The sequence below is a fragment of the Paenibacillus mesophilus genome (genome assembly GCF_005938385.1).
In the GTDB taxonomy this organism is placed as follows: Bacteria; Bacillota; Bacilli; order Paenibacillales; family NBRC-103111; genus Paenibacillus_AB; species Paenibacillus_AB mesophilus.
Window position 1 is genome coordinate 1 of record NZ_VCRA01000028.1, and the last position, 16252, is coordinate 16252.

A 16252-nucleotide genomic window follows, 5' to 3' on the forward strand; every position below is an offset into this window, starting at 1 on the left:
TTCGTTCGATCTCTTCCGGACTCATTTTCATCAGTGGTCCCCTTTTCCATTTGAACTCGGTTACCCATTATTAACCAAGTTTTCTACGTTTGAAAAGGGGGGACCTAAGTAGTAACACAAATGCGCACTATATCCGCCAAAACGCCGCCATTTCAGCAAACTAGTGTTCAAATGTACACTAACTATTCCATTCGTGGAGGGGGGGCCGATCCCGAGGGGGATTCGCTCGCCCGTATACGAGAATATCCGCTCCTGTTTCGCGGCAAGCGGGTCGCGACCTTCTCAAACCGCCCGTCATTTGGTACACTAGGCTGAATGATAGCGGCAGTTATTCGAGGAGGCTGAGGCAGTGGGGTACATAGAGGAGCTTAGAGCCGTTGTAGGGCATAGACCGTTAATTTTGGTCGGGGCGGTAGTCGTCATCATGGATGAACGGAATCGCATCCTGCTCCAGCAGCGGGTTCATCCCCGCGGCAAATGGGCATTCCCCGGAGGCTTGATGGAGCTGGGGGAATCGGCCGAGGACACCGCCCGCAGGGAAGTGCTCGAGGAGACCGGCTTGGAAGTCGGCGAGCTGCGGCTCATCGACGTATTCTCCGGTCCGCAATCGTTCATGACCGCTCCGAACGGCGACGAGTTTTATGCGGTGACGATCGCCTACAGCACCCGGGAAGTGCATGGCGACATGGTCATCGACTTGTCGGAATCGATGGATTTCCGGTACTTCCCCTTGACCGAGCTGCCGGAGGAAATCGTGGGAAGCCATAAAATGATCTTGGACCGGTTTCTATCGCAACTTCCATAAGGTTTCCTACGAATATTATCTATTGACAAAATTTTATTTTTGTGGTATAATTAAAATTTATGTTATTTACAAAAACCCTCCTATTTGTTAAGCTATGAAGCAGCTTCGAGCGAAGCCGATTCATAGCCGAACACTAGGAGGGTTTTCTATGCAAATCGCGAACGGAATAGCGGTGCTCCCCATTTCCGCAATCATGATGGGAAGAACTGAAACGATCTATCCTGCGCTTCTATGGGACTCGCAGACGATGGTGCTAATAGATACGGGCTATCCCGGCCAAGCGGACAAGTTCCGCGATCAATTTGCCGTCGCCGGACCGGCCGGCAGGAAGCTGGGGCAGATCATCATCACCCATCAAGACTTGGACCATATCGGCTCGCTCCCTGCCCTGCTGGACAGCGCCTCCGGTACAATCGAAGTATTGGCCGGCGCTATCGAGCAGCCTTACATTCAAGGCGAGAAGCCGCTGGTGAAAATCACGCCGGAAACGATCGCCAAGGCGATGGAATCGCTGCCGCCGGAAGTGCCGGAAGAATGGCGCCAAGCGTTCAAGCATACGCTGGAGCACCCGCCCCGCGCCAAGGTGGACCGGACGATAGCCGGCGGTCAAGAACTGCCTTATTGCGGCGGCATTACGGTTATCGATACGCCGGGACATACTCCCGGGCATATCAGCTTGTACCATAAACCGAGCAAAACGCTGATCGCCGCAGACGCCATGATCGTGAATGACGGCCAACTATTCGGCCCGACGCCCGAGCACGCTTATGACATCGAGATGGCCCGACAATCGCTGCGCCAATTTCTCCGTTACGATATCGAGACCGTCATCTGTTACCATGGCGGGGTGTTCCGAGGCAGCGTCAACGAGCGAATCGCTCAAATCATCGGCGAATAACCCGGGTTCCGGCGAACATTCAAGAGCGGCATCCGCGATCGGCCGATCCGCAAGATGCCGCTCCGTCTGCCACCCCGCCCTCATAGCAGATGCTTAATTAGAGCGAGTGCTTCCTTCGTTTGATTCATGACGCCTCCTGGCTCCGGCTCGTCCAGCTCCAATTCGAAGCCGGCCCACCGGTACAGCTTGATCGCTTTATGGCTCCACGTCTGGGTCGGAATGTACATGACGCAATCGCCCTCCAAGTCCACCATCAGCCGTACGCCCCTCGCTATGATCGCCTTGCCGAGGCCAAGCCCTTGATAGCTCGGCTTCACGGCTACCCAATGCATGAACGGATGACGGCGGCTGCCCGTATAATTCCACCAAGCCGTGAACGTAGCCACTTTCCTGCCGTCGTCGCGTTGGACGAATAAGGTTCTGCGTCTGACTTCGCTGTCATAAGGGACATAATGTTTGTTGAAGTAGTCCACCGCGTCTTCGACCTGATCGAATTCCAGCACCGACGCCTCGATCTCCCCCCAAGCTTCGGCGTCTCCGTCCCGGTACATCACGAAGGAGTAGCCTTCCGGCAAAGGCGCCTGCGGAATCGGGGTTCCCGCCGTCCTCTTCATAATGACTCTGTAGTAGTCCAAGCTTTTGTCCAGCACGATAACCGCCTTCTTTCCGCTCGAATGCTAGTCTTCATGAAACGGATGGGCCGCAACTGCCGCTTGATGCCTTTTCGCCGATACTGACCCTGTTCCGAACAACCGTAGCGCGACGCTGCCGGGCTTATCGCTCCTGATCCCCCTAGCCCGGACCGCGAATCCGGCCAACAATCCGGCACTTCGATTGCTCCTACGGCACGATATAGTCCAGCTGGCGCCAATCGAGCGCCCGTCCTAGGGAAGCCGTTTCACCATCGTTACGCTTTCGCCATCCAAACCGCTCTTGGAGTAACCCATTCTTTCATAGAAGCCGACCGCATCCGACCAATGATGGATCGTCTTCAGCATGACACTCGAATATCCCCGTTGCGCCGCCATACGCTCCAGCGTCCCGAGAAGCAGGCTTGCGTAGCCGTTTCTCCTGAACTCTTTGCGCACCGACATGCGCACGATCCGCCCCGTCTCCGGGTCGACCTCCTTCAAGGCGCCGGTGCAAACGACCCGCTCCTCCAGCGTGCCGACGAGGAAAATATGCCCGGCCTCCACGTAGCTGTCCATAATATCGCGCAAATCCGGGTTCAGCGAGCGATCCAGAAATCCGAAATGCTCCTTCAGACCTTCGAGAATCATCTCTTCGGCTTCGGCCTGATTGCTTCTCTGAACCGGCCCGATCGTGATCGCGGCAGCCTTCCTCTCCTCCGCCATACCGATCCCCCTCAGTCTTCCGTTTCCGTCGTATCGTACGTACACTTGAATCGTTCGACTCCCGGGTATTTCTCCCCCAGGCTTTCGATCGTGAAGCCGATGCTCCTATAGAAGCCGACCGCTTCGTCGTCCGTCTCCGCAGCGATCCACCGCGGATGTTTCAGCTCGATCAGTCCCAGGACGAGGTCTCTTCCGTACCCCTTGCCCCGATAATCGGGCCGCACCGCGATGTGCTTGATTACCAGACCGCCTGCATCGTCCATAGTAAATCCGGCTAACGCTACGACGGCACCTTCCTCTTCCGTACCGTATAATTCGTGACCGGCACCCGATTCATACGTCCGGATCGCTTCTTCTATCCGTTCGGGGTCCGGGAATACGGATTGGCCTAACAATTCCGCAACGGCGTCGTCGCGCAATTTGGAGTGAATATCGATTAGCATGGGAGCCTCCATTCTTCTTTCACGCTTTCTTGAACCGCAGCACGATCACGGGAGGGATTTCGTCCCACTCGAACTTGCCGCCGCCGCTTTCTTCTTTACGGAAAGTCGGCTCCTCCATTCCGTCCAGCACGAGGCCGTGCGAACAAAATAAAGCGATATAGGCCGTTAAAGGCCGGTGGAACATATAATGCGGCACGGGCTGGCCCTTGATGCCGATGCTTTCATAAGAGCCCGGCGTCGTATACTGTGAAATGTGGATGACGCTTCGCGATAGGAGCGCTCCATCGCGGTCTTCCGTCTCGTAAGCTTTTCTCGTGCCGGGAGGCTGGAAGCAGGGGTGGGGGATGGAGAATACGAACACGCCATCCGGCTTCAGACAGTCACCTAGGGATTGGGCCAAAGGCGCAATGTCGGCGATGTCCATGAGCGCCATATTCGACACCGCGCTGTCGAACGGCCCCTCCGCCTTCACCCCGTCCAAATCGTCGCGGTTCGTCGCATCGACCACCTTGTATTCGATGCGGTCCGCATAAGCTTGAGACCGCTGCCTGGCCCGCTCGATCATCGTAGGACTGTAATCGAACGCCACGACGTTAGCCCCGAGCTCGACAAGCCTTCTGGAAAAATTCCCGTTGCCGCAGGCGATATCCAGCACGATATGGCCTTCTTGTACGTTCAGCAGCCGCTCGGTGGCCGGTCGGATCAGCTCGCGATGCCAGCGATTGCTTTTATCCCCCATATAGTCATCCCAAAATCCGGCGTTGTCCTCCCACCTCGATTTCGAAGCTTCGTTCAAATGGCTCCATTCGTCCATCGGTATCTCCCCTTTCGCTCTCACCGACATAGTCCTTCGTCTTATTAATACATTCGCGCAAGAGCCGCTTTTTCCTTGTTTCCGTGCCTGTCCCGGCAACAAGAACCCCCCTTACAGCCGCTGCTATAAGGGGGGCGATGCGTTATACCGGCCGCCGCTATCCGACCTGCACGCCTATGCGGACATCGGCACCGGTGCCGCCGGCCTGGGAAAGCTTAATCTTGAATACGAGATTCGCCGCATCCGCGGCTTGAAGCCGAATATACTCGATTTGGCCGTCCCATGTCGCGGACCTATCTTCGACGCTCCATGACACTTCGCGGAAATCGGGCTGGTAAATCAAACGGTGCGGCACCGTAATCGTCTGCTCCGCGACATCGGACATATCGAACGTGAAATAGACCCGGGAACGCGTTCCGTAAGGGGCATTGCTCCATGCGGCGCTGATGTCCCAATGCTGCGCCCGGTTTTGCACGTCGGGCCTGCTGCCGGCAAACAACGGCTTCGGTGACGAATTGTTCAACACGAGCCGGATGCTTTCGCAGGTAGGGGTTCCGGTCGATGTAAAACCGATAGCGGCCTCATTCACCGTTCCGGAGATACAGTTGCCCCTGTTGACGTTGCCGCTGCCGGCGTCGCGGACAAGCCCCGAGCCGTTCGTCACATCGCGCACGTTCAGTTCGATAGAGGACGTAACCGCCCGGACGACGACCGCATCGCCGTTGATGCGGTGTGCGTTGACGCGGACCGTCTGATTGACGCCTTCGATCACGGCAGCGCTGCCTGCGTAATACGCTCCCGTTGCCGCATTCGCGTAGCCCCGGCTCGTCAAGTGGACCGTGTTGTAGGCGCCGCTTACTTTCAGCGAAGGCCAGCCGTCCTGGCTCGGCCCGTTGCGCTGCACGTGCAGGCCGGAAATCTGCATCCCCCACGACGATTCGCACAAGCAGCCTTCGAGCGGGGGCAGCGGGGGAGAGCCGGAGATCGAGGCTTTGTACTCCGGAGGAATTCTCCCGTTCGCATGAACCTCCAGTATCGAGACGACGCCCCAAGCCCCATCCTGGAAGCGGGCGCCTCCGCGGTTATTTTCGCTGACGAGATGCTCCGCCTTGATTCTGCACACGCCCCGGGTCCGAATGCCGTAGCCGTAGTAGACGCCGTAAATGTGGACGAAGCCCAGCTCGCAATGGCCGTCATATGGACTCGTCTCATCGAGCACGACTCCGTCCAGCGTATCGCCGGCGAACAGCGAAGACGTTCTGCTTGCGATCGCGTAGTAGTCCGGCCTCGGCTTGACCCCGACTACGCCGAAGACGATTTTGTCCAATACGATGTCGCCGGGTCCGCGAAACACGACGGCCTCCTCCCCCGATATTCTCCCGTGCAGCTCTACCGTCGAATACCGCTCGAACTGCTGGCCCGGGTCGCCCATACATTCGCTGTACAGGGCGTGGGTGGCGATATTGTACACTTCCGCATTGATCTGGTATCCCCATCCGTATATGGCGATGGCGGAGCCTTGCGTATTGTTGCAGCTGTTATCATCCTCTCTCCAGCCCTTCGCCATATAATTGCCTTCAATCGTCAAATGCTCGATCCCGAAATATCTCGGGGCGAGCGCCGCCCCGTTCGGGTTGCCTTTCAGCATGTCGAAATCTTTCGTCCGGAATACGTCGCAGTTGGAGCCGGCCTTCAGCCGGATGACCGTATTGCCTTTGCCTGAGCCATGCACATAATTGCCGGTATCCAGGATGAGGGGAGACGATATCTCGAACACGCCGCACGAAAATAGGATGGCGCATTTGTTGCCGAGCGCGGTATTGATCGCGGTTGTGCAGTCATAGGACGACGTTCCCGTGATGATGCCGGCACGCTCCTCCGGCGGAATGTAGTCCATGACATTCACGAACCCGCCCGTGCTGCAGCCGTCGCCTGCACTGGAGCCGGGTCCGCCATACGTATGGCGGGTGACGGTGGATCGCCCGCTCTCGGCCCCCATCGCCGCTTGCCCGAGTATGACCCCCGCCGCCAGCGCGGTCCCGGCCGCACCCATTTGCACAAGCAGTCCTCTTCTGCTGATTTTGTTGTCCGATTGATCCGACATGCGCTGCACCATCCTTTCCCTGTCCTTTTATTTTTTATCGGCTTCGATCAGTTTATTGATTTCTTCATCCGCTTTTCGGAGCGCCGAATTTAAGTCCATCTTTCCTCCAATATACTCGTTCATATATTTCGTAACCGTATTGAGGGAAGCGGTATCATATCGGCTCCGGGAATAAGGTTTAGCTTCTTTCATCTTGTAGATCGCGGCTAACACATCTTTAGGAATTTGATTCACGATTGCGGAATCCTCGTAAATATGACTCCTGAGCTCCGGCTTATTCACGCTCGGTACCATGCCATCCTTAGCCATTTCTATTTGTCCTTCGTCCGACAGCAAGGTCATCATGACCTGCAGAGCAAATTCCGGGTATTTATTCATTTTCGTAATCATAAATCCGCCGGAAATACCGGAGGGTCCTACTCCCGGGGCTTCTTTGAAAGCAGGATAGGTCGTTGCTCCCCAATTTAATCCGCTCTTCACTGCATCTTCGAATAGCTTGTCTTGCGCCAACAACAGAAAGTGAGGAAACATCGCCAAGTTTTTGGTTTTTAAGAAATCATTTACGCCATTGCTGAATTTCGCGCCACTCGGATAATTACCTGGAATATCGTAGACTTCCTTCCATTTCTCGAACATTTTCTTCCAACCGTCATTCGAGACGATAGCCGCTCTTCCTGATTTGGGGTCGACATAGGACAAAGATAATTGCGTCGCCATGCGGTTGATGATCGTACCCGTCGACATCCCCATATAATTGACTCCTGCGTCGGTGCGGGATAGCTTTTTGGCTAATTGTATATTATCATCCCACGTATTGCCGACCGCCGGATACGGCACACCGAACCGATCAAAAATATCCTTATTGTAAAACAGCACCAACGGAGGCGTCAGATTCGTTGGAAGCATAAACAGCTTCCCGTTATAGGAACGAATACCTTCGATCGTTTGCTGATCTAAGTTGCTGATGTTTAAGTTTAGTTTTTTAATAATGGGATCGAGATCAATAGGAAAGTCGAGATCAAGCAGTATGGGGGTATTGGTGGTAGCTTCGTCGATAATATCCGGAAGGTCGCCGGCAGAGATCATGTCTTGAAGCGTTTTCTCGTTGTTTTTGTAGCTGGACATTTGTTCTAATGTAACATTCGGATATTTCGTACGGATCACTTTGTTTACTCTTGCAAAACTTTCTTTTGTCCTGTTCGAAGCGACTTTAAAAGTAATGGGGCCTTGAGGAACTTCCACCTTCACCGGCTGCGATGCCTCTGATTTTTTCTCTTCCTTCACAGAAGCACATCCGGATACGAATGAAACGACGCTTGCCGCCGTTACTGTCAACACGATCTTTTTTGTAAACATACTTATATCCTCCCTTTCTGATTGTCGCCATGCCAGCTTATTGAACAAATCCGTAAAATAGCGTCGCGCTTCACTTGAAAAACGCCTCGAATCCACGGTCGTGAATGATCCAACTTACAACTTCATTTTGTAATTTAAGTATATATTTGTAAATTAACGGCGTGGAGTTCCCTTCTCCTGCCGGAGATACCGTCCTAACGGCGGGATTTCTACTGTCGTCCCGCCGGTAGTCGTTCGCCAGCCCCGTTTCCTGATGAATCAAAAGCGCCGATATGCGTCGTAGGCGTCCTGATGAATCCGTATTTTGCGGTCCAGCCCCATCTTGTGCAATTCGGCGATATAGCGATCCCATTCCTCGTCGATGCCGCCCTCGATGATCCATTTCGCTTCCATCGCGCTTTGATACGACTGAATGTCGGCATCCAGCGTTTGCAATTGCTGAAGCTGCCCGACCGTATAATACATATACTGCGGATAGGTCTCCTCTTCGCTGACGATATAAGGCTTATACAGCTTGTAGGCATCGTTCCGCAGACTGCTCGTCTCGTCCAGCACGTAGTTGTCCATCATCGTTTTGGTGAAATAGAGTGGAAACGAGTTGTACGGAGCGGCCTCGCCGATCCACGCTTCCAGAACCGTTTTGCGCTCGGGCAGCGGATTTTGCCTGATTTTTCCGTCGGCCTCTTTCCGAATATGGCTGCCGTAGGGGCCGCGCCACAGCTGGAACGCGGTATCCTCCTCGTTCATGGCGTCGATCAGACGCATCGTAGCTTCCGGATATTTGTTGGTGGATGTAATGGAGAACGTATTCGGCGTAATCCGGTTATCCTGCCTTCGCCAAGTACGGTGCCCGTCCGGACCGGCAAGAGGAGGAACGAACGTGTATCGCTTCAGCCGTTCCAGCGATCCGAGCTCGACATTGCCGAGAAATGCGGTAAATGCTCCGTAAACGATCTCCGCGGCGCTGCCCTTGGCCATGAACCGCTTCGCGTCCTGGGTGAACGTCTCCGGGTCGATCAGCTGCTCGGCATACAGCTTATGGATGTATCGGATCGCATCCTTATATTCCGGCTGGATCGGCTCGTAGCGGACAATGCCATCTTTGACCGCCAGCTTGCTGCCGTCCGGATTCAGTACGCCGAACGCGTTGAATAAGGCGTGGAAGTTTTGATTGATGCCGCCGTACAGCGAAGCGAGCGGAATTTCGTCCTGCTTGCCGTTGCCGTTCGGGTCCAGGTCCTTGAACGCCCGAAGCACCCGGTACAATTCGTCGGTCGTCGTCGGAACCTCAAGCCCGAGCTTATCCAGCCATTCCCGATTGATCGCCAAATGATTGCGATACACCATGTAGTCGTTCGCTTCCATAAACGACAAAGAATAGATGTGGCCGTCGGGCGTAGTCGACGCCTTCCTTACTTCCGGATACGCATCGAATACTTTCTTGATATTAGGCGCGTATTTGTCGATCAGCTCTTCCAACGGAATAAGCAAGCCCTGACTGCCGTAACGGACGACGTCGCTCGAGGTCAGACCGGAGAAGAAGACGTCCGGCAGCTCATCGTTCAGAAACATCCATTTTTTCTTCTCGGTATACGTTTCACTCGGAATTTGATCCCATTCGAATCGGATGTTGGCCGCTTTCTCTAGATCCTTGATCGTCTGCATCTGCGAGAAATCACCGTGTGTCACCGTTTTCCTTACGGCTGCGCGCAGGGTAATCGTTTCCCCGACGATCGGCATTCCCGATGCGTACATGCGGCCGTCCATTTTTCTCTGCGGATTGGAGTATCCGGCCGTCCCCTCCATCCCGACAACTGCTGTGCGCCCTCTATGGCCTTCATAGCCGGCCCATGCCGACATTACGAGCATTGCGCCTCCCAGCAGCAGCAGCCTCTTCGTCCCGAAGGCCCGCTTAATCCGCGTCATCCGTTTCGCCAATGCCGTCCGCACTCCTCGCCCCTTCGGAAATATCCGCCGCATTCTCTCCACACTCCTGTTTGCCTATTTGACCCCTCCCCCGTATTCCCGTAATTCGGAAACAACTCCACTATAAAGCCATCGGGGGGGAAGCTGTAAATCATCCGTTGCCGCCGGTATGTGCAGGCCGTTACATTCGCGCCGTTGTTCAGCCGGAGCCCGATGTGCCATCCTTTACATACAGCCGCCTGTATTCGCCCGGGGTCATGCCTTCGGCTTCGCGGAATTTGCGGATAAAGCTGGACGGACTCGCATATCCGATCCGCTTGATCAGCTCCTGGATGTTGTCATCGCCTGTGCGCAGCAGCTCTTTCGCTTTGTCCAGCCGCACCTCGTGTACATATTGCGAGACGGTCAACCCCGTCTGATCCTTGAAGTACCGGCTCAAGTAAGAAGCAGACATCGACAGTGTCTCCGCCATCGTCTGCAGCGAAAAATGGTAATCCCCATAGTGCCGTTCAATATAGTCGATTAATTCTTCCTTAAGTGCGTAATTGCGGCTTTCCTTGCTCTCCTTGATCCGCCGGCCGATGTCCAGACTGATTTTGCAGACGAGCTCCGACAGCTCCTCCACCGTCTCGAACTCGAAAAGCGACAGCACGTCGGGAAGCGGCTTCCGGCTTCCGCGCATGTTCATTTCGTCCAGCGGGCGTAAAATCGTATGGATCAGCTCATAGCATATCGATCGGGCCATAAACAGCGACGGACCGTTCCGGTGAATGAGCCGCATGACCGCATCCAGACATTCCTTGATTTTGTCCGCATCCCCTTGCTTCAAGGAAAGCTCCAGCTCGGCCAGCTCTTTCTTGGAATATCCGCCGGGCACCGATTCCCCGATGTCTTGGAACGGGATAATCCGGTTTTTCCCTTTCACGAGCCTGTACTCCAGCGCCGTCGTCGCCTCGATGCAAGATTTCCCGATATCGGAAGCTTCGCTGTAAACGCCCCCCAGTCCGACGGTCGCATGAAGCTGCCATTTCGCCCCTATCGATTCGCGGCTTCGCGCCAACGCCTCCAGCACCCCATCATCGTCGGCGCTGCCGGCAGCCAGAAGTAACAGAAACCGGTTAGTCTCCATGCTGTCGATCCCGTATCCTTCCACACCTTCGGGCAATTGCCGCTCCACATAAGCGATCACGTTCTCCTTCACCGATTTGCCTTCCCCGCCGCCCAGTCCGTCCAGCAGAAAAGCGGCTACCCGGTAATACGTTCCGGCAAAGCCGATGCCGCAGCCGCTTCCGGAGCGATTGAACTCCCCGATGTCCCGGAAATGCCCTTTCAGCAATTGGTCGAGCAAATACGCTTTGAGCGCCGGCTTATTATGTTTTAGCTGCTGACGCAGCAATTGGCTGTTCTCGGACATGTCGCTTACCGCGAGACGGATCGCCTCGATCTCGTCGCGCCCGGCGGCTTTGCGGCCGGCTAACGTTTCCGCGAAATGTTTCAGACGGAGCAGCGGGTTGTAATTCAGATTCATCATCAGCCAGATGACGGCGGCTCCGAGCAGCAGTGTAATCGCAAGCCCTGCGAGTGCGTTCTGCTTGATCCGAACGACCGGAGTCATCACCCGGGCTTTCTCGACGAGCGTAATATAAGTCCAGCCCGTATGTGACGAGCGGATATAGGTGACGAAATAGTCGTCGCCGTCCAGCTTCACAGAGGTCGATCCGCGTACCGCATCCGGCCCGACGCTCGATAGAAAGTCCGGAATGTCAAACCGCGAATCATCCTCGAGCGACGTCACAATACGGCCCTGCGCATCGGCGATGAACGTATTTCCGCCATAGTCGCGCAAAATATTCAAAATCAGCTTCCTCACCGACTGCTCCGTCAGCAGGAAGATGACGTTGCCGTAAGGCGCCTCGTCCTTGTACGGAATCGGTACCATATAAGGAATGACCCGGCCTTCCTTCACCATGCCGGCATTCTCGGCCGGGCGAAGCAGGGAGCCTCTGCTCCCGTCGAGGTCGCGCTCGAACTGTTCCTGACTCCAGCTGCGAAACCGGTAAATTTCGCCCGCGAACCGGTCCGCCGGGTAAGAGCTGAATGACGAATAAAGCATCGGATGATCCCGCATATGCAGCACCAATTCGTAAATAAAGCTGTTGCCGGCGGCATAATTTTTCAACTCGCGGATCGTATTCATGCCCTGATAGGCGTTTTTGGTCGCCATGTAAGGCGTCAATTCGGGGTTTTGGGAAATTTGATAGGCGATTTTATCCAGCTCGTCGATTTTGACATCGACGATCTCCTTCACTTGACTGAGCATGTTCAAATTGCTGCCCGTCACCTCCGCCTGCAGCGTGCGGATGAAATCGTTATAGACGAACAGACCGATGACCAGCAGTGGGACGGCCAATATCGCGATATAGGACAACAAGTAGCGGTAAAACCATTTGGAGCGGATGCCGGAATACGAAAGCGATTTCAAGACGTTGAACCCCCCAGGTTTGATCCATGTTTCTTATTGAGGAACCGTGTTCCATTAGAAGTCTGTGTTGCGTTGACGCTGCATACCTATGCTTATTCATGTACCGCTGTATGAATCATTCGCGGCGCGTTTGAAATTTCCTTTACGGCTGAACGAAAAGGTGCTGATGCATGTGGCGATTCCTCTTTTCTTCCATAAAAAAAAAGCCGCGCTAAACGCGACTTTGGACGTATTCAAACGGAACGGGGAGCCTATTCGCGGTGTATGACGGAACCTACCGACCGCTAGCGGTCGGTTGTCGCCGCTGCGAGCCCGGCCCCATGTCCGTACTTGACCAATAGCGCGCCGACCGCGGTTTTGGCCGACACGACGCAGCCTTCCATATAGCCGATATTCACGCCGTAATCGGTCCAGTCTCCGACAAGATACAGATTGGAGAAGCCGGAGCCGTCGGGACGCAGCCGATATCGCTCCGTCCCCGGCAGGGCGATCATGTACTGATTCGTCGGGGCGCTGTTGGACGTGAAAAATTGGTCCGCGAATTTGACGCGCGGATCGGTTTCATCCGGATCGCGGCCGCGCAGCGCGCTCAGGTCTAAGCCTTGCGGGTAAGCGGCAGGCACGGCGTTCCGTAAGAAGAAGCCCATATGGTCCATCAGCCATTGGAACGTCATCTCCCGAACTCGCGCATCTTGACGCAACGGATAGCCGCGGTCGTCAAAAGAAGGCGCCCCCGGCTCGTCGGGCAATATGCCCGTGAACATCGCCAGCGTCTTCGGCGCGCTATCGGCGGGCCAATCCTCGTTGTCCACAATCTGACTTTGATCCAGCCAGGAAAACAGTGGGTTCGCATAGGTGACGACATTCGGCACACAGTTGGCCGGCCCCATCCCCCAGCCGGCAAGCTCGAAGCCCAGTTGCTTCAAGGAGCGGCCGAACCACAGCTGCGCGGACATGACGCGCGCCGAGCCGAGCCGTTCGACCATGTTTCGCCAGTCTTCCCGCCGGGCGATGATTTCCGTGCAGCACTCGGCAAGTGCCTTGGCCGGAATGCCCAAGATGACATCGTCGAAATCCCGCCCCCGTTCCATCGTTATCGACTCGCCCTTCCATCCCGACCAAGGCGACTCCAGATCGATGCCGCCTTCCCGGAGCCGGGCGGCGTCCGGCGGATCGAGCTGCTCGTACAGCGGTTGAGCGGGCCAGCACGGATTGCCCTTGATCCATATGCGCGGGTCGTACGAATCGCCGACCGGCTTGACTTGACGGTCGATCTCGATCCGGTCGATGCGATCGGCGGACGTATAGGCGATATTGGCGACTTTGTGGAAGAAATGAAACTTGACCCCGCGGGCGGCGAGCACCTCGTACATCGGCATAATGAGCGTATCCGCCGTACCCAGCCGCAGCTGGTAGCAGAATGCGCCCTTGTAGCCGAGCGCTTGGGCGCCGAACTGCAATGCCGTCCCAGCCGCGAGAAGTCCGCCGCGTCCTTGGTTGTCGGCAAGCGCCTCGAACGTGCCCGTATAGAAAAAAGTGACGATCGGGCCGAATAAAGTAGCTTCCGACGCCCCATAATCGCGCAGCCAACCGCGCAAATCGCGGTCGTTGATCCGGCGGAACTCCATCGAGCCGGTAACGTCGTCCCATACATCGGCTGCGATCCCTTTCGCCAGCGCCAGCCCGAAATCCAGCATCATCAGCATGCGGCCGGAGCGGGTGCGCGCGGTAATCCTTTTGCCGCTTTTGCCGCCGAGAGCGGCAAGCAGGTGCTCCATCGCCGCGATGACCCGCCCGAGCGATTGCTTGGGCGTGCCGCGGTTCAACCTGCGTACCGCGCCTCTAATCGCGCCGAATAGCCGGGATTCCCGGCCGTCCTTCGGCGGTTCGCCTTGCGCCTTGGCGAACGCGCGGTCCAGAATCGACTGCACGAGCCGATTGTGTTTCTCGTAAGGACTGCCGAGCGCCGTTTCCAGCAAGATGGCAACGACTCGGCGAAACAACTGTTCCGGTGTCAGCGGCGAACCGTCGCCGGGGTGCCCTGGAGTCGTCGGAAATACGAGCGGCCAATTGATCCACCGCCCCTCGTCGGTATCATACGTGACGAGCAGCGTAGCGTTATTCGGAACGATCGCGTCCTGAAGCGTCCGAAATGGGCTGTGAGGCGCCAAGCCGCGCTCGGTCCGTTCCCTGTAGACATCGGCGAACATCGGGAAGGCGTGCTCGTAAAAGCCGAGCAGCAAGTGAAGCCCCACCTCCTCGACTCGACCGTTCGGTCCGCGGCCGCTCGCCATTTTGCCGCCCAGCCTCCAGCCTGTCTGGTAAACGTTGATTTCGTATTCGTCCTGCCAATTCGGCAAGGACGTAAGCTCATAGGCGGCTGAAAGCGAAGCGATGCCGCCGCCGAGAATAGTGATGCGTTTTTTGTTCAGGATGCGAATCGACCTCCTCCGATGAGCGACCACGGATAAGCGGGACAGTTATTGTGCAGGAAGCCCGCCAATTCCGGGATGAGATTCCATTTAGCCGCCTGCCGGTAAAGAGCGGAGGCTTGGGGAAGGATGAGAATATTGTCCAGAATATGGACGCCGAGCTCGTCAAGTGCGGCAAGAGGCCGTGTGAGCGGGGAATGTTTTGTGCGTGCGGGATACAGGATCGGATAAAAGGCCGATCGACGAAGAAGAGCGCCGATTACCGGCAGCGTCGGATGCGCAAGCCTCCAGCCCAACGCCTTCAAGCCGTCCCGCTTCCCTACGATCCACTGCGCATACAACAGACGGGAGAGAACGGCATTCATGAATTTTTGTTCATCCCGCTGTTCATCGGCCGCTATGCCGGCATGCTCGATGTAGGAACGGACGACAGAGCTGTTATGGGCCCGGTACCAAAGACACTCGCTCGGACGAGCCATATAATCGAGCCACAAGCGGACAGGCGCTTCCCACTCCAACCCACCGGCGTCTTGTTCGCAAGCGAGCCTCGCGAGTTCGGCATGATATAAATTCATACCGCTGACCGCTTTCCACCAAGGGCTTCCGCCCCGCGGATCGAGCACCCCTCGGCGGATCATCCATTCGATAAACCGGATTTCGGAAGTCCCGAAACCGTAGCCGGGTCCGAAACCGTACTTCCGGTAAAAGGCCTGGCGCAGCGCAAGCCGGCCGCACGGATCGTTCCATACGGACCTTGCATTCGCTTGCGCCCGCAAACGGAGCTGCTCCATCTCCCCGTGATCGGGTGCCATAACATCACTTCCTAGTAGCGTCTGCTTCGGAAAATGATTATAGTACCGCCTTCTTACAATTTTCTTACTATCACCGTCATCGTTTCTGTAGATGTGACTGCGAGCGAAATTTCAACAATTCGACACCCAGTCCCCTGGGACATTATGGGATAATGGACATAAAGCCAACGGTTAGATTGTGCGTTGTGCACGCTCTCGAGCGATTCACCGGGCAGCAACAAAGACGCCGAATCAGCTCTGACTTTGTACCGGAGGCAATGCTACAAATTCGCTTGACTTGGACGGATGTTTACAGATCTAACTTCGCACTTAAGGAGAACATATGAGCATCGTTTACAAAATGGAAGAACGTGCGGACCCGGCAGCCGTGTCCGATCTGTTCGCCAGATCCGGCATCCGAAGGCCCGTCGGCGATCTCGAGCGCATCGGCAGAATGATCGACCATGCCGACGAGCTGATTACGGCTTGGGACCAAGATCGTCTGATAGGCATGATCAGAGCCGTCACCGACTACTCCTACTGCTGTTACATATCCGATGTAGCGGTAGATCGGGACTACCAAGGACAAGGCATCGGCAAGCGGTTGATTCAACGGTTGAAGGACAAGCTCGGCGAGGAAGAAATCCAATATGTGCTGACTTCGGCGCCGAAATCGGTCGGCTTCTATGAGAGGATCGGCTTCGAGAGAGCGGACAAAGCGTTCGTGATCAAGAGGAAAGTCAATTAGTATGCAGTGTTCATACGCAAGTATGCGTGACGCTTTCTAGCGCAAAATAGGAGCTGCCAGCGACCGCTATTTCGGCATACCGCTGTGCCGCGCATTCT

The 16252-nt window shown here is 55.8% G+C and carries 13 protein-coding genes; 3 read left to right on the top strand and 10 right to left on the bottom strand.

Translation table 11 applies throughout. The features are described 5' to 3' along the window. Window positions 1–349: 349 nt before the first annotated feature. Together FE783_RS30470 and FE783_RS30475 are read left to right on the top strand one after the other, a co-directional pair. Complete coding sequence (locus FE783_RS30470; RefSeq protein ID WP_138883174.1) at window positions 350–805, top strand: NUDIX hydrolase; 456 nt, start codon at window positions 350–352, stop codon at window positions 803–805. Window positions 806–953: 148 nt separating this feature from the next. After that, window positions 954–1703: an MBL fold metallo-hydrolase gene (locus FE783_RS30475; protein ID WP_138883175.1), complete on the top strand. Its 750-nt coding sequence runs from the start codon at window positions 954–956 to the stop codon at window positions 1701–1703. Window positions 1704–1783: 80 nt separating this feature from the next. On the opposite strand, the gene FE783_RS30480 is transcribed toward FE783_RS30475, so the two are convergent. From FE783_RS30480 to FE783_RS30525, 10 genes are all read right to left on the bottom strand, one after another. Next, window positions 1784–2353: a GNAT family N-acetyltransferase gene (locus FE783_RS30480; RefSeq protein WP_138883176.1), complete on the bottom strand. Its 570-nt coding sequence runs from the start codon at window positions 2351–2353 to the stop codon at window positions 1784–1786. A 234-nt stretch (window positions 2354–2587) separates the two neighbouring features. Beyond that, the gene (locus FE783_RS30485) at window positions 2588–3058 is read right to left on the bottom strand and encodes a GNAT family N-acetyltransferase (protein ID WP_138883177.1); all 471 of its coding nucleotides are present in this window, start codon (window positions 3056–3058) and stop codon (window positions 2588–2590) included. Between the two features lie 11 nt (window positions 3059–3069). Next, window positions 3070–3501, bottom strand: coding sequence for a GNAT family N-acetyltransferase (locus FE783_RS30490; protein ID WP_138883178.1), 432 nt, complete (start codon window positions 3499–3501; stop codon window positions 3070–3072). A 19-nt stretch (window positions 3502–3520) separates the two neighbouring features. Continuing rightward, window positions 3521–4315, bottom strand: coding sequence for a class I SAM-dependent methyltransferase (locus FE783_RS30495; RefSeq protein WP_138883179.1), 795 nt, complete (start codon window positions 4313–4315; stop codon window positions 3521–3523). 157 nt (window positions 4316–4472) lie between these two features. After that, window positions 4473–6419: a hypothetical protein gene (locus FE783_RS30500; protein ID WP_138883180.1), complete on the bottom strand. Its 1947-nt coding sequence runs from the start codon at window positions 6417–6419 to the stop codon at window positions 4473–4475. Between the two features lie 27 nt (window positions 6420–6446). Next, window positions 6447–7775: an extracellular solute-binding protein gene (locus tag FE783_RS30505; protein WP_138883181.1), complete on the bottom strand. Its 1329-nt coding sequence runs from the start codon at window positions 7773–7775 to the stop codon at window positions 6447–6449. Between the two features lie 258 nt (window positions 7776–8033). Continuing rightward, window positions 8034–9755 (bottom strand): extracellular solute-binding protein, encoded by a 1722-nt coding sequence (locus FE783_RS30510; protein WP_138883182.1) that lies wholly within the window; start codon window positions 9753–9755, stop codon window positions 8034–8036. Window positions 9756–9900: 145 nt separating this feature from the next. Next, window positions 9901–12183 carry an AraC family transcriptional regulator gene (locus tag FE783_RS30515; protein ID WP_138883183.1) on the bottom strand — a complete coding sequence of 761 codons (2283 nt, stop codon included), beginning with the start codon at window positions 12181–12183 and terminating at the stop codon, window positions 9901–9903. 284 nt (window positions 12184–12467) lie between these two features. Beyond that, the gene (locus tag FE783_RS30520) at window positions 12468–14648 is read right to left on the bottom strand and encodes an NAD(P)-binding protein (protein ID WP_158302128.1); all 2181 of its coding nucleotides are present in this window, start codon (window positions 14646–14648) and stop codon (window positions 12468–12470) included. Beyond that, window positions 14612–15427 carry a hypothetical protein gene (locus FE783_RS30525; RefSeq protein WP_138883185.1) on the bottom strand — a complete coding sequence of 272 codons (816 nt, stop codon included), beginning with the start codon at window positions 15425–15427 and terminating at the stop codon, window positions 14612–14614. Before FE783_RS30525 ends, FE783_RS30520 begins: the two co-directional genes overlap by 37 nt. Window positions 15428–15749: 322 nt before the next feature. On the opposite strand from FE783_RS30525, the gene FE783_RS30530 reads away from it, so the two are divergent. Beyond that, window positions 15750–16154, top strand: coding sequence for a GNAT family N-acetyltransferase (locus tag FE783_RS30530; RefSeq protein ID WP_138883186.1), 405 nt, complete (start codon window positions 15750–15752; stop codon window positions 16152–16154). The last annotated feature ends 98 nt before the right edge of the window (window positions 16155–16252 follow it).

Excerpts from the sequence above, each read along its gene's own strand:
- FE783_RS30475 (WP_138883175.1), top strand. The coding sequence starts at position 954 with ATGCAAATCGCGAACGGAATAGCGGTGCTCCCCATTTCCGCAATCATG.
- FE783_RS30485 (WP_138883177.1), bottom strand. The coding sequence starts at position 3,058 with ATGGCGGAGGAGAGGAAGGCTGCCGCGATCACGATCGGGCCGGTTCAG.
- FE783_RS30490 (WP_138883178.1), bottom strand. The coding sequence starts at position 3,501 with ATGCTAATCGATATTCACTCCAAATTGCGCGACGACGCCGTTGCGGAA.
- FE783_RS30495 (WP_138883179.1), bottom strand. The coding sequence starts at position 4,315 with ATGGACGAATGGAGCCATTTGAACGAAGCTTCGAAATCGAGGTGGGAG.
- FE783_RS30500 (WP_138883180.1), bottom strand. The coding sequence starts at position 6,419 with ATGTCGGATCAATCGGACAACAAAATCAGCAGAAGAGGACTGCTTGTG.
- FE783_RS30505 (WP_138883181.1), bottom strand. The coding sequence starts at position 7,775 with ATGTTTACAAAAAAGATCGTGTTGACAGTAACGGCGGCAAGCGTCGTT.
- FE783_RS30510 (WP_138883182.1), bottom strand. The coding sequence starts at position 9,755 with ATGCGGCGGATATTTCCGAAGGGGCGAGGAGTGCGGACGGCATTGGCG.
- FE783_RS30525 (WP_138883185.1), bottom strand. The coding sequence starts at position 15,427 with ATGGCACCCGATCACGGGGAGATGGAGCAGCTCCGTTTGCGGGCGCAA.
- FE783_RS30530 (WP_138883186.1), top strand. The coding sequence starts at position 15,750 with ATGAGCATCGTTTACAAAATGGAAGAACGTGCGGACCCGGCAGCCGTG.